The organism is Bradyrhizobium canariense, assembly GCF_018130465.1.
Taxonomy (GTDB): domain Bacteria; phylum Pseudomonadota; class Alphaproteobacteria; order Rhizobiales; family Xanthobacteraceae; genus Bradyrhizobium; species Bradyrhizobium canariense_C.
Genome location: NZ_JAFCKJ010000016.1, coordinates 61,459 through 74,971, shown reverse-complemented (window position 1 = coordinate 74,971; position 13,513 = coordinate 61,459). Strand labels below are relative to the sequence as shown.

At 65.0% G+C, this 13,513-nt stretch carries 12 protein-coding genes; 9 read left to right on the top strand and 3 right to left on the bottom strand.

Translation table 11 applies throughout. The annotated features are described in order from the left end of the window. Positions 1 to 3 precede the first annotated feature (3 nt). Both JQ591_RS30775 and JQ591_RS30770 read left to right on the top strand, forming a co-directional pair. Positions 4 to 885 carry a CDP-alcohol phosphatidyltransferase family protein gene (locus JQ591_RS30775; RefSeq protein WP_211399724.1) on the top strand — a complete coding sequence of 294 codons (882 nt, stop codon included), beginning with the start codon at positions 4 to 6 and terminating at the stop codon, positions 883 to 885. Between the two features lie 135 nt (positions 886 to 1,020). Further along, on the top strand, positions 1,021 to 1,740 hold the full coding sequence (locus JQ591_RS30770) for an RraA family protein (protein WP_211399723.1): 720 nt from the start codon (positions 1,021 to 1,023) through the stop codon (positions 1,738 to 1,740). A gap of 18 nt (positions 1,741 to 1,758) precedes the next feature. Here the strand turns inward: JQ591_RS30770 and JQ591_RS30765 are convergent, their stop codons facing one another. Next, positions 1,759 to 2,052 (bottom strand): hypothetical protein, encoded by a 294-nt coding sequence (locus JQ591_RS30765; protein ID WP_211399722.1) that lies wholly within the window; start codon positions 2,050 to 2,052, stop codon positions 1,759 to 1,761. A 345-nt stretch (positions 2,053 to 2,397) separates the two neighbouring features. On the opposite strand from JQ591_RS30765, the gene JQ591_RS30760 reads away from it, so the two are divergent. The 7 genes from JQ591_RS30760 to JQ591_RS30730 all read left to right on the top strand — a co-directional run bounded on the left by JQ591_RS30760 (position 2,398) and on the right by JQ591_RS30730 (position 11,108). Beyond that, positions 2,398 to 3,171 carry a motility protein A gene (locus JQ591_RS30760; RefSeq protein WP_018459340.1) on the top strand — a complete coding sequence of 258 codons (774 nt, stop codon included), beginning with the start codon at positions 2,398 to 2,400 and terminating at the stop codon, positions 3,169 to 3,171. 23 nt (positions 3,172 to 3,194) lie between these two features. Further along, the gene (locus tag JQ591_RS30755) at positions 3,195 to 4,025 is read left to right on the top strand and encodes an OmpA/MotB family protein (protein WP_211399721.1); all 831 of its coding nucleotides are present in this window, start codon (positions 3,195 to 3,197) and stop codon (positions 4,023 to 4,025) included. A gap of 271 nt (positions 4,026 to 4,296) precedes the next feature. Then, a complete protein-coding gene (locus JQ591_RS30750; RefSeq protein ID WP_211399720.1) occupies positions 4,297 to 6,195 on the top strand; it encodes a potassium transporter Kup in 1,899 nt (632 codons plus the stop codon). A gap of 141 nt (positions 6,196 to 6,336) precedes the next feature. Continuing rightward, the gene (locus JQ591_RS30745; protein ID WP_211399719.1) at positions 6,337 to 8,265 is read left to right on the top strand and encodes a potassium transporter Kup; all 1,929 of its coding nucleotides are present in this window, start codon (positions 6,337 to 6,339) and stop codon (positions 8,263 to 8,265) included. A gap of 211 nt (positions 8,266 to 8,476) precedes the next feature. Then, complete coding sequence (locus tag JQ591_RS30740) at positions 8,477 to 8,803, top strand: rhodanese-like domain-containing protein (protein ID WP_015686918.1); 327 nt, start codon at positions 8,477 to 8,479, stop codon at positions 8,801 to 8,803. Positions 8,804 to 8,811: 8 nt separating this feature from the next. After that, entirely contained in the window at positions 8,812 to 9,990 is a 1,179-nt protein-coding gene (locus JQ591_RS30735; protein WP_211399718.1) for an aminotransferase, read from the top strand. 5 nt (positions 9,991 to 9,995) lie between these two features. Continuing rightward, the gene (locus JQ591_RS30730; RefSeq protein ID WP_211399717.1) at positions 9,996 to 11,108 is read left to right on the top strand and encodes a polyamine ABC transporter substrate-binding protein; all 1,113 of its coding nucleotides are present in this window, start codon (positions 9,996 to 9,998) and stop codon (positions 11,106 to 11,108) included. A gap of 141 nt (positions 11,109 to 11,249) precedes the next feature. Here the strand turns inward: JQ591_RS30730 and JQ591_RS30725 are convergent, their stop codons facing one another. Both JQ591_RS30725 and JQ591_RS30720 read right to left on the bottom strand, forming a co-directional pair. Then, entirely contained in the window at positions 11,250 to 12,182 is a 933-nt protein-coding gene (locus tag JQ591_RS30725) for a lipid A biosynthesis lauroyl acyltransferase (protein WP_211399716.1), read from the bottom strand. A gap of 8 nt (positions 12,183 to 12,190) precedes the next feature. After that, positions 12,191 to 13,468, bottom strand: a complete 1,278-nt coding sequence (locus JQ591_RS30720) for a beta-ketoacyl-ACP synthase (RefSeq protein WP_211399715.1) — start codon at positions 13,466 to 13,468, stop codon at positions 12,191 to 12,193. Positions 13,469 to 13,513 lie beyond the last annotated feature (45 nt).

Here is a 13,513-nt window from a genome sequence, read left to right as displayed (position 1 = left end):
GCCATGACGCCCTATGACTTCAAAGATCCTGATGTGCGCCGCCGGCGGTTCCGCCCGATCCCGGTGCGCATGCTGGTGCCCAACGTCATCACGCTGCTGGCGATCTGCGCCGGCCTGACCTCGATCCGGCTCTCGATCGAGGGGCGGATGTCGCTCGCGGTCTACGCCATCGTGTTCGCGGCGGCGCTCGACGGCATCGACGGCCGCATCGCGCGCATGATCAAGGGGCAGTCCAAGTTCGGCGCCGAGCTCGACAGCCTCGCCGACTTCGTCAATTTCGGCGTGGCGCCCGGCCTGATGCTGTATTTCTGGCAGCTGCACGAGCTCGGCAATGCCGGCTGGATCGCCGCCATGGTGTTTGCGATCTCCGGTGGCCTCAGGCTGGCGCGCTTCAATGCCACCATGGACGATCCCAACAAGCCGGCCTTCGCCGCCAATTTCTTCACCGGCGTGCCGGCGCCGGCCGGCGCGATCACGGTGCTGCTGCCGATCTATGTCGCGTTCCTCGATCTCGGCCGGCTGCCCGCGGCGGTGACGGCTGCGTATACGCTGCTGATCGCCTTCCTGATGGTGTCGCGCCTGCCGGTGTTCTCCGGCAAGACCAAGCGCATGCGCGTGCCGCCCGAATTGGTGCTGCCTGCATTCGTCGCGGTGATCGTCTTCATCGCGCTGCTGATCGCTTATCCCTGGCACGTGCTGTCGATCGGCACGGTGCTGTATCTCCTCGCTTTGCCGCTCGGCTACAAATCCTATCGCGACCAGGCGCGCGCGATGGAAGCCACCGCGCCGGCGGGAGGCGAGGTCTCGTCGCCGCCGTCGGCACCGACGCTGGCAAACCTGTCGGAGCCGCCGCGCGACGACGACCGGCCCGACCGGTTGCACTGAACGGCAAGGCACTGAAGCGATACTTGGATATCTGCCATGAGGCGCCCTGAGTTGGGTTGAGGCCCGATCTCGGCTATATCGCCCGATGCCGGCGGCACCGCGCCAACAGCGGCCGCCAATCTGGGAGAGAACGCCGTGACTGATACCGCGACCGGGCCGCTGCCCGCTTCCGTCCTCGAAGCGCTGGGCCGCTATGACACCCCGACGATCTGCAATGCCATGGAGATCGTGGCGCCCGAGCGCCGGCTGATCGGCTACACCACCAAGCCACTGGTCTGCCCGTTCCCCGATCTGCCGCCGATCGTCGGCTACGCCCGCACGGTCGCGATCCGCTCGGTGCTGAAAAATTCGCTCCCGCCGGAAGAGCAGTCAAAGCGCCGCATCGAATATTACGAATATGTCGGTACCGGTCACGGTCCGCGCATCTCGGTGATCCAGGACATCGACGGTCCCGACGTCGGCTACGGTGCGTTCTGGGGCGAGGTGCAGAGCAACGTGCACAAGGCGCTCGGCTGCCTCGGCGTGATCACCGACGGTTCGATCCGCGACATTCCGCAATGGGCGCCGGGCTTCCAGGCGCTGGCCGGCTCGATCGGCCCCTCGCATGCCTGGGTGCATGCCGAGAGCTTTGGCGGCGAGGTGCGCGTTGCCGGCATGACCGTGAAGTCGGACGACTTGATCCACGCCGACCAGCACGGCGCCATCGTGATCCCGCGCGACATCGCCGCAAAGCTGCCCGAGGCCGCCGAGCTCTGCGGCCGCCGCGAGACGCCGATCCTCGAGATCGCCCGCAGCCCCGACTTCTCGCTGGAGAAGCTGAAGGCTGCGCTGAAGCGCTCGGCGGAGATTCACTAGCGGCGGGACCGGAACGATCTACGGCTGCGACGCCGCTCGCGGGCTGCCCTGTTCCGTCAGGAACAGGGCAGCCTGATCCGGCTCGCCGAACACCGCGGCAGCGCATCCGATCAAGGTGAAGCCGCCGGCAAAATCCCACAGGGTGATATCTTCCGCATTGTCCGGGATGTGGATCAAGCGCGCTGCGATCACGGCCAGGGCCGCCTCGATAAAGAGCAGCACGCTGAACGCCGGCAGGACGAGCTGGGGTTCGAGCATGTGGAGCGCCAGCACTGCGGGAAGCGCGGTGAGAAGACTGAACAGCGTCACCATTGCAATGCCTTCCGCCAAGAGCGTGCCGCCATGAGCGTGCTGGCCCGCGCCAGAATACCAACTGATCCGTCGCCCCCGATGTGGCGCAGGGCCGCAGCCAAAGGGTTCGCGCGCGGAGCCTTGAGTGATGGGGCGCGCGAGCCCTATGGTTAGCAAAACGTTGAAATTGCCGTCGGCAGTCGGCAAAGCCGGCGCCTTTCAGCGCGCTGCGTCCGCCAGGCGCGTCGGTTCAACTTAACCTTTACGCGTCTTTAATCGCGGCTCACTAGGGTTTCCGATGCGGTTCGGGGTTGGGCCGCGCCATCGGCCAGGACGGCCGTTGTTGCGTTCGCGTTGGAGTCTCCCATGGATATCATGACGAGCATCGGGCTCGTGGCGGGTATTGTCGTCATCGCGACGATGATGCTGCTGGGCGGCGATCTCCACATGTTCGTTTCCGAGCATGCGATGATCATCATCTTCGGCGGCTCGACGGCTGCGACCATGATCCGCTTTCCGCTCTCGACGCTGATCCACGGCCTGCCGCTCGGCGCCAAGTTCGCCTTCACGATGAGCCGTCTGTCGGCGCACGATCTGGTCGACGAGCTCGCCCGGATCGCCGAGATCGCCCGCAAGCAGGGCCCGGTGGGGCTGGAAAAAGTGGAGACCGACGAGCCGTTCCTCGCCAAGGGCATCCGCTACGTCGCCGACGGCTACGACCTCGATTTCATTCGCGACAATCTCGAGCGCGACCGCGACAATTTCCTGATGCATCTGGACGAAGGCAGCAAGATCTACCGCGCCATCGGCGACTGCGCCCCGGCCTTCGGCATGGTCGGCACGCTGATCGGCATGGTGCAGATGTTCGCCAACATGACCGACCCGTCAAAGCTCGGCCCGTTCATGGCGACCGCGCTGCTCGCGACGCTGTACGGCGCGCTGGTCGCCAACCTGTTCTGTACCCCGATCGCCGACAAGCTGCATGGCAAGCTCCTGGACGAAGAGACCAACCGCACGCTGATCATCGACGGCATCCTGATGATCCGCGACTCCAAGAGCCCGACGCTGGTCCGCGAAATGCTGCTGGCCTATCTGCCCGAGAAGCACCGCCACGCTGAAGGCGAGCCGGTTCCGGCCTAATGCTGCCCGCCGGGATTTGAGATATGGCCAAGAAGAAGCGCGGCGATTCACACGGGGGCGGTCACGGCTGGTTCGTGACCTTCGCCGACCTGATGGGCCTGATGATGAGCTTCTTCGTGATGCTCGTCGCGTTCTCGACCCAGGATGCCAACAAGCTGAAGGTCGTCGCAGGCTCCATGCGCGACGCCTTCGGGGTCCAGACCGAAGCGCGCTACGCCGGCATCGTCGAGTCCGACGGCCTGCCGACCCGCCCGCGGCTGAAGAACGTCGATCACATTCAGCCTGAAGACTCCTCCAACACGCCGACGCCGGACCAGGAGGATCGTGACCGCACGTCGGGGGCGAAGATCAAGGTCGATCGCAATTTTGCGCTGGCGGCGGCCTCGCTGCGCCAGGCTCTGCAGGACATGCCGGAACTGACCGAGATGTCCAAGCACATCATGTTCGAGGAGACCAAGCAGGGCCTCAACCTCGAGATCGTGGACCAGGACGGCCGCTCGATGTTCGCCGACGGCTCCAAGGTGCCCTATGACCGCACCCGCCGCTTGATCGAGAAGCTCGCTGTCCCGCTCAAGGCGACGCCGCTGCGCGTCTCCATCGCCGGCCACACCGCGGCCGGATTCGTGCCGAACCGCAGCGACTACGGCGCCTTCGATCTGTCGGCCGACCGCGCCAATGCCGTGCGTCAGATCCTCGAACGCGAGGGCTTGCCGGCCGCCCATGTCTTCGCCGTCGCCGGCAAGGCGGACACCCAGCCGCTGTTTCCGGACGATCCCTCGCTCGCAGCCAACCGGCGGGTGACCATCACCCTGATGCGCGAAGATCCGCCGCTGCCGCCGAATCTGAAGCCCTAGAGCGTCTTCGAGCGAAGTGGACGCCGTTTCGCGTGAAGAAACGCGACAAAACAAGAATGTAGAGCCCGTTCCGCTTCAATCGGAACGGAAAGGCTCAGGCTCTTGTGCTACCATTTTACCTGAGGCATGTCGTCGCGTTGGCGACGACCGTTGCCGCGCCGTCACAGCATCTGCCTCGGTGCCTGCTATGGTGGTGGGCTGATTGACAGGCGCGCCGGAACCGTCAAAAGGCGCCGGATCAATTCTCGGGCAGAAGCGTTTCCAGTTTCACATGACGGCGAGCATCACATCGACCGAAGCTCAGGACGGGCCGGTCACCTCGGGTTTCTGGGGCCTGACGCTCGGGAGCATCGGCGTCGTCTTCGGCGACATCGGCACCTCGCCGCTCTACGCCTTCCACGAGGCGGTCCGGGGCGCGGCCCATGGCGAGGCCGTCACGCGGGGCATGGTGCTCGGCGTGCTGTCGCTGATCCTGTGGGCGCTCTTCATCGTCGTCACCGCCAAATACGTGCTGTTGCTGCTGCGGGCCGACAACAACGGGGAGGGCGGCACGCTCTCGCTGATGGCGCTCGGCCAGCGTGCGCTCGGACGGCGAAGCTGGTTTCTGATGGCGCTCGGCGTGATCGGCGCCTCCATGTTCATCGGCGATTCCATGATCACGCCGGCGATCTCGGTGTTGTCGGCGGTCGAAGGCATGAAGCTCGTGACCCCGGCCTTCGAGCACTATGTCGTGCCAATCACGGTCATCATCCTGGTGTTGCTGTTCGCGGTCCAGAGCAAGGGCACGGCGCTGGTGGCCGCCGCTTTCGGGCCGGTCATGGTGGTCTGGTTCACGGCTCTTGCGGTGATGGGTGCCGTCCATATCGCCGACGATCCCTCGGTGCTCGCCGCCATCAATCCCTATTACGCGCTGCAATTCCTGCTGTCGCACGGCACGATCGGCCTCGTGACGCTGGGCGCTGTGTTTCTGGCGGTGACCGGCGGCGAGGCGCTCTACGCCGATCTCGGCCATTTCGGCCGCAAGCCGATCCAGTCGGCCTGGATGTTCTTCGTGCTGCCCTCGCTGCTGATCAACTATTTCGGGCAGGGCGCGCTGGTGCTGTCCGATCCCAGCGCGATCGAGCATTCGTTCTATCGCATGGTGCCCGAATATCTGGTGCTGCCGCTGGTCGGGCTTGCGACCGCGGCGACCGTGATCGCGAGCCAGGCGGTGATCACCGGGGCCTATTCCCTGGTCTATCAGGCCGTGCAGCTCGGCCTCCTGCCGCGCTTCGAGGTGCGCTTCACCTCGGAAACTCACGCCGGCCAGATCTATCTGCCGCGTGTAAACCGGCTGCTCCTGATCGGTGTGATGCTGCTGGTGCTGCTGTTCCACACCCCCAGCAATCTGGCTTCGGCCTACGGCATCGCGGTCTCCACCACCATGGTTGCCGACGGCATCATGGGCTTCATCGTGATCTGGAAATTGTGGAACTGGCGCGCCGCGACGGCCGCAGCCGTGATCATGCCCTTCGTCGTGGTCGACATCAGCTTCTTCAGCGCGAACCTTCTGAAGCTGCTCGAAGGCGCCTGGGTGCCGCTGCTGTTCGGCGCGGTCATGGCCGGGACAATCTGGACCTGGCGGCGAGGGTCCGGGATCCTGATCCAGAAAACGCGCCGGATCGAGGTGCCGCTGGACGATCTGATCCGCAGCCTGGAGAAGCGGCCGCCGCACATCGTCAAGGGCACGGCGGTGTTCCTGACCAGCGATCCCTCCTTCGTGCCGACCGCGCTTCTGCACAATCTCAAGCACAACAAGGTGCTGCACGAGCACAACGTGATCCTGACCATCGAGACCGCGCATACGCCGCGGGTCGATCTATCGGAGCGTTTCCGGATGGAGAAGATCAGCGACAAGTTCTTCAAGGTCCGTCTGCGCTTCGGCTACATGGAGCAGCCGAACGTGCCGAAGGCGCTCGCGATCGCGCGCAAGCAGGGCTGGCAGTTCGACATCATGTCGACGTCGTTCTTCGTGTCGCGGCGCTCGCTGAAGGCTTCGGCGCAGTCCGGCATGCCGCTTTGGCAGGACCATTTGTTCATCGCGCTGAGCCGGTCCGCCAACGACGCCACCGACTATTTCCAGATTCCCACCGGACGGGTGGTTGAAGTTGGAACCCAGGTCACCATCTAAACGACGATTGACGGGGTCATGCAAAATTGCATGTCTAAGCCCCGAAATCGGGCTAGGCTATGCCGGCAGCGCAGGCCTATAAGCCGCGCGCTCCTCCGCCGTTGTGCAGTGAAGCATTTTTAGAGGCCATCAGGCTCTCCCATGACAAGTGACGTAGCGATTTCCGCCCCGGAAACGGCGGCGGCCAATGGGCATGGCGATGCCCACACCACCGCCGGTTTCGGTGCGCTGACGCTTGGCAGCATCGGCGTCGTCTACGGCGATATCGGCACCAGCCCGCTCTACGCGTTCCGCGAGGCGGTGATGGCGGCTTCTGGCGCGGAGGGGGTGCCAACGCCGGCGGCCGTGCTCGGCGTGCTCTCGCTGATCCTGTGGGCGCTCATCGTCGTGGTGACGCTCAAATACGTCGTGATCCTGCTCCGTGCCGACAACAACGGTGAGGGCGGCACGCTGGCGCTGATGGCGCTGGCCCAGCGCGCAGTCGGCACCCGCGGAACAACCATCGTCCTGCTCGGCATCATTTCCGGCGCCCTGTTCTACGGCGACGCCGTGATCACGCCGGCGCTCTCGGTGCTGTCGGCGATCGAAGGCATGAAGGACGTCACCCTGCACTTCGAGCCCTACATCGTGCCGCTGACCGTGATCATCCTGGTCGGTCTGTTTGCCGTGCAGTCCCGCGGCACGGCTCGCGTCGCCGCCTTCTTCGGCCCGATCATGTGCGTCTGGTTCGCTGTGATCGCGATCGCGGCGATTCACCCGATCATCCAGCAGCCGCAGGTGCTGTTCGCGCTGAACCCGCTCTACGCCGTGTCCTTCATGATCCACCACGGCATCATCGGCTTCGTGACGCTCGGCGCGGTGTTCCTGGCGGTCACCGGTGCCGAGGCGCTCTATGCCGACCTCGGCCATTTCGGCAAGCGGCCGATCCAGACCGCTTGGCTGTTCATCGTGGTGCCGTCGCTGGCACTGAACTATCTGGGGCAGGGCGCCCTCGTGCTCGGCGATCCCGGCGCGATCGTGAGCCCGTTCTTCCAGCTCTTTCCGCAAGGCTTTTTCCGCGGCTGCATGGTCGTGCTGGCGACCGCCGCAACGGTTATCGCGAGCCAGGCGGTCATCACCGGTGCCTATTCGCTGACGCGTCAGGCGATCCAGCTCGGTCTGTTGCCGCGCTTTGAAATTCGCCATACGTCCGAAGCCCATTCGGGCCAGATCTTCATCCCGCGTATCAACCAGCTCCTGCTGGTCGCGGTGGTCCTGCTGGTGCTCTTGTTCCGCTCCTCCAGCGCGCTGGCCTCGGCCTATGGCATCTCCGTCACCGGGACCATGGTGGTCACGGCGATGATGGGCTTCGTGGTGATCTGGAAGGTCTGGCGGTGGTCGCCGTTCACGGCTGCCGCCCTGATCGCGCCGTTCCTGTTCCTCGACCTCACCTTCCTGGCCGCCAATCTGCTCAAGGTGTTCGAGGGCGGCTGGGTACCGCTGGCGCTCGGCGCGCTCATGATCATCCTGATGTATACGTGGCGGCGCGGCAGCCGGCTGCTGTTCGAGAAGTCGCGCAAGCTCGAATTCCCGCTCGCCGACCTCGTGGCGATGCTGGAGAAACGGCCGCCGCAACGCGTGCCCGGCACGGCCGTGTTCCTGACCAGCGACCCCCTCAGCGCCCCGACCGCCCTGATGCATAGTCTGAAGCACTACAAGGTGCTGCACGAGAAGAACGTCATTCTCACCATCGAGACCGCACAGACCCCGCGCATCGATCCGGCCGAGCGGGTGAGGTTGGAGCAGATCAGCCCGACCTTCTCCAAGGTGACGCTGAAGTTCGGCTTCATGGAATCGCCCAACGTGCCGAAGGCGCTGGCGATCGCCCGCAAGCTCGGCTGGCAGTTCGACATCATGTCGACCTCGTTCTTCCTGTCGCGGAGAGCGCTCAAGCCGGCCGCCCATTCCGGCATGCCGCGCTGGCAGGACCGGCTGTTCATCTCGCTCAGCCGTTCCGCCAACGACGCCACCGACTATTTCCAGATCCCCAGCGGCCGCGTCGTCGAGGTCGGCACCCAGGTCACGATCTAAAGCGACGAGCTAAAGCGACGACCTGGAGTAACGATCCAAAGTGACGGTCTGGTCCTCCATTTGAAGGTCGCACTTCAAGTCGCTGCAATTTAGCTTTAACTTGCAGGGCTGAGCCCAAGCCTTTGTAGCGCTTGATTTTCGCTCACTGAGAGGCGAGGTTGCCGCCCGCCGGGGTCGCCCCGGCATGCGGCCCGCGACGTTGGAGGATGATATGGCAAACCAGGTACAGGATCTGACCCCGGACGAGGTCTCCAAGGGTGTCGCGGAGGGCCGCTATCTCCTCGTCGACGTCCGCGAGCCGAACGAGGTCGAAGCCGAGGCCTATCCCTACGGTGTCGTCGTGCCGCTCTCGACCTTCGATCCCAAGGCAATCCCCGATCCCGCCGGCAAGGAGGTCGTGTTCGCCTGCCGCTCAGGTAAGCGCTCGGTGACGGCCTCGCTCGCGGCGCAGGCGGCAGGCCTGCCGTATGACAAGCATTTGGCCGGCGGCATGCTGGGCTGGAAGGCGGCGGGTCTTCCCAGCAAAGTCGGTGGCTGACCCGGCCGATGTCCAAAAGCTCTTCCCTGAACAAGGTCTTCGCTGACCTTCCCGTCACCATCTTCGAGGCGATGTCGCAGGCCGCGCGCGACAATGCCGCCATCAATCTCGGGCAGGGCTTTCCCGACGATCCCGGTCCTGAGGACATCCGCCGCGCCGCGGCCGATGCCTCGCTGAACGGCTACAACCAGTACCCGTCGATGATGGGCCTGCCGGAGCTGCGCCAGGCGATCGCGACCCATTACGGCCATTGGCACGGCCTCGAGCTCGATCCGATGAGCGAGGTGATGGTGACCTCCGGCGGTACGGAGGCCCTGACCTCGGCCATCCTCGCCGTCGTCCAGCCCGGTGACGAGGTGGTGTGCTTCCAGCCGGTGTACGATTCCTATCTGCCGATCATCCGCCAGGCCGGCGGCATTCCACGCCTGGTCCGGCTCGAGCCGCCGCATTGGCGGCTGAACGAGGACATGCTGAAAAGCGTCTTCAATTCAAAGACCAAGGCGGTGCTCTTCAACAATCCCCTGAATCCGTCCGCGGTGGTGTTTCCGCGCGAGGACCTCGAACTGCTGGCGCGCTACTGCCAAGAGTTCGACGTCATCGCGATCTGCGACGAGGTCTGGGAGCACGTCACCTTCGACGAGCACAAGCACATCCCGCTGATCACCATCCCCGGCATGCGGGAGCGCACCATCAAGGTCGGCTCGGCCGGCAAGATCTTCTCGCTGACGGGCTGGAAGATCGGCTTCGTCTGCGCCGCGCCGCCGCTGCTGCGCGTTGCCGCCAAGGTGCACCAGTTCCTGACCTTCACCACCGCGCCGAACCTCCAGGCCGCCGTCGCCTATGGTCTCGGCAAGCCGGACGAGTATTTCCTGTCGATGCGCAAGGACCTGACGCGGAGCAGGGACCGCCTCGCCAAGGGACTGGAGAGCCTCGGCTTCCCCGTGCTGAAGTCGCAAGGCACCTACTTCCTCACCGTCGACCTGTCGCCGCTCGGGCTCAACGAGAGCGACACCGAGTTCTGCTGGCGGATCGTAAAGGACTACAAGGTCGCGGCAATCCCGGTGTCGGCCTTCTACGAGCAGGACCCTGTGACCTCGGTGGTGCGCTTCTGCTTTGCCAAGAAGGACGAGACGCTCGACACCGCGCTGGAGCGGCTGTCCGACGCGGTGCGTGGGCGCAAGAGGTAGGGGAGATGACGAACGTCAGCCGCTCAGGGGCTCGCCTTGGTCTCGCGTTCGCCGTGGCGCTGACGTTGCTCCCGGGTCCCGCCGGGGCCGAGGAGCGGGTCGTCAACTTCTACAACTGGTCGAACTACGTGGCGCCTGACGTCCTCGAGGCCTTCACCAAGGAGACCGGCATCAAGGTGGTCTACGACACTTTCGACGCCAACGAGACGCTGGAGACGCGCCTGATGGCCGGCAAGTCCGGCTATGACGTGGTGGTGCCCACGGCCTATTTCCTCCAGCGCCAGATCAAGGCCAACATCTTCCAGAAGCTCGACAAGTCGAAGCTGCCGAACCTTGGCAATGCCTGGCCTGTGGTGACTGAGCGCCTTGGCATCTACGACCCCGGCAACGTCTACGCCGCCAATTACATGTGGGGCACGACGGGCATCGGCTACAACGTCGCCAAGCTGAAGCAGATCCTCGGGCCTGACGCCAAGATCGACAGCTGGGACATCGTGTTCAAGCCGGAGAATTTGGCCAAGTTCAAGGACTGCGGCGTCCACATGCTGGATTCCGCCGACGACATCTTTCCGGCGGCGCTGAGCTGGCTCGGGCTCGATCCGAACTCGACCAAGCAGGCGGACCTCGAGAAGGCCGCCGATGTCGTGGCCAAGGTTCGGCCCTCCGTGCGAAAATTTCACTCCTCCGAATATCTGAGCGCGCTCGCCACCGGCGAGATCTGCTTCGTGGTCGGCTGGTCCGGCGACATCATGCAGGCGCGCGCCCGCGCGGCCGAGGCCAAGAGCGGCATCGAGATCGGCTACACCATTCCGAAAGAGGGTGCGCAGATGTTCTTCGACAATCTGGCGATCCCCGCGGATGCCAAGAACGTCAAGGAAGCCTACGAGCTGATCAACTATCTCTACCGCCCTGACGTTGCCGCCAAGAACTCGGACTTCCTGTCCTACGCCAACGGCAACCTAGCCAGCCAGAAGCTGGTCGATCCGAATATCCTGAACGACAAGAACATCTATCCGGACGACGCGAAACTCTCAAAACTGTTCGTCATCACGGCGCGAGAGCCGGCGACGCAGCGGATCATCAACAGGCTCTGGACCAAGGTGAAGACGGGGCGGTAAGACGCTGAGACGAAGCGGACGCACGCCTCGCTCGGTCGTCATGCCCGGGCTTGTCCCGGGCATCCACGTCTTTCCTGCTGTGTGGTGCGTGGATGGCCGGGACAAGCCCGGCCATGACGGCAAGAGTTGCGCCCGCGACCGCTACCGCCACCTTCGGTGCAGCCACAGCCACTGCTCGGGATGCTCGCGCACCCAACTCTCCACCACGTTGGTGACCGCCTGGGTCGTGCCCTGGATGTCGATCTTGCCGTCGGCGTCGCGCACCGGCTGGACTTCCTCCGTCAGTTCGGCGGCGAAGCGGTTGCCGGGCAGGCGGATGACGCGGACGCCGTGGATCGGGCATTCGACCTGGCGCAACAGGCGCGCCAGCATCGGATTGGCGCGGGTCTTGCGGCCGAAGAAGGTGACCTCGACGCCGCCGGTCAGATACTGGTCGATCAGCATGGCGACGTGCTTGCCGTCCTTCAGAGCCTGCGCGAGCCGCAGCGGCGCGTCGCGCCCCGCAGGGATCAGCGTACCCATGTTGACCTGGCGCATCTCCTGGATGATGCGGTCGGCTGAGGCGATGTTCGGCCGGCGGTAGAGGATCGCGGTGTCCAGCCCATGCGCGACGGCGGCGAGCGCCGGCAGTTCCCAATTGGAAAGGTGTGCGGCGAAGATCAGCGCCGGCTTGCCGTCGTCACGGATGTGGTCGAACAGCTCGATGCTGCGCGGCGACAATTCGATCCGGCTCTTCTCCGGATGGGCGCGGTCGTAATCCCAGACACGGTCCATATGGGCGAACTCGGCGCCGACGCGGCCGAGATTGTCCCATACGCCCATCAGGATCTGTTCGATCTCTTCCGGCGACTTCTCGGGAAAGGCGGCGGTGAGGTTGGCGCGGCCGATGCGGTGTTCGCGCAGGCGCGGGCCGATCAGCTTGGTCGCGCGCGCGAAGAAATCCGAGGTCTTGACCGGATCGAAATGGCGCGTGGTGCGCAGCATGCCGACGGTGGCGGCGCCGATCAGGCTTCCGCCGATGAATTTGGCGGCTTCCCGCGCGCGGGCCTTCATGCTCGCAGGAAGCAGCGCCATGCGTCCGGTCAGGCCGGTTCGCGGGTCAGGATCAGCGAGGCGTTCTGGCCGCCGAAGCCGAACGAGTTCGACATCACCGCTGTGACGCGAGCATCGCGCGCCTTGTTGCCGACGACGTTGAACAGGATCGTGGGATCCGGCGTCTCGTAGTTGATCGTCGGCGGGATGCGCTGATGCTCGAGCGTCAGCAGCGAGAAGATCGCCTCGACCGCGCCGGCGGCGGAGATGGTGTGGCCGACCATCGACTTGTTCGAGGTAACCGGAATCTTCTGCGCCAGCTCGCCGAACACGGCCGATGTCGTGTTGAATTCCATCTTGTCGTTTTCGGGCGTCGCGGTGCCGTGCGCGTTGATGTGGTCGATCTGGTCCGGCGTCATGCCGGCATCGGCCAGGGTCTTGTTCATGCAGCCGATGATCGGCTTGCCGTCGGGCGACGAGCGAGTGCGATGGAAAGAGTCCGTGAGCTCGCCGCAGCCGGCGATCACGCCGAGGATTTTTGCGCCGCGCGCAGTGGCGGCCTCATAACTTTCGAGCACGAGGGCGCCGGCGCCTTCGGCCATGACAAAGCCGTCGCGGTTCTTGGAGAAGGGGCGGGAGGCCGCCTGCGGCGGATCGTTCTGGGTCGACAGCGCCGAGAGCAGCGAGAATCGCACTAGGGCCTCCGGGTTCACGGTGCCGTCGGTCGCGACGCACAGCGCGGCATCGGTCTCGCCACGGCGGATCGCTTCGACACCGAGCTGGATCGAGGTCGCGCCCGAGGCGCAGGCCGTCGACAGCGAGATCGGCGAACCCTTGGTGCCGAACGTCTCGGCGAGGTGAGCGGCGACCGAGCCGAACATGAAGCGGTGATGATAGGCGCTGTATTTGCCGCCGCCGGAGATGCGCAGGAGGTCGTCATAGGTGAAGTCGGGCGCGCCGACGGCGCGGCCGAGCTCGCGGCGCTGCGGCCACTCGACCTCGACCGGTGCAACCGCAAGGAAGAGGGGACCGGGGAAGTCGCCCTTGGCGCCGATGCCGGCCTGGTCCAGCGCTTCCTCTGTTACCAGCTCTGCCATCCGCTCGGACAGGCCGGTGGAGGAGAACGGATCAACGCTGACGAAATCGACCGTGCCGGCCATTGTGGTCCTGAGGCCGTCGACCGGAAAGCGCGTGATGGTGCGGATGCCGGATTCGCCGGCGACGAGCTTCGCCCAATTGTCGGTCTTGCCGTTGCCGAGCGAGGTCATGATGCCCATGCCGGTGACGACGACGACGGGACGCCCGAGTTTGTCGCGTGGTGCAGTCATGTCGATCCCCCGCTTGAGCTAGAGCCTGATCCGGAAAAGTGTGAC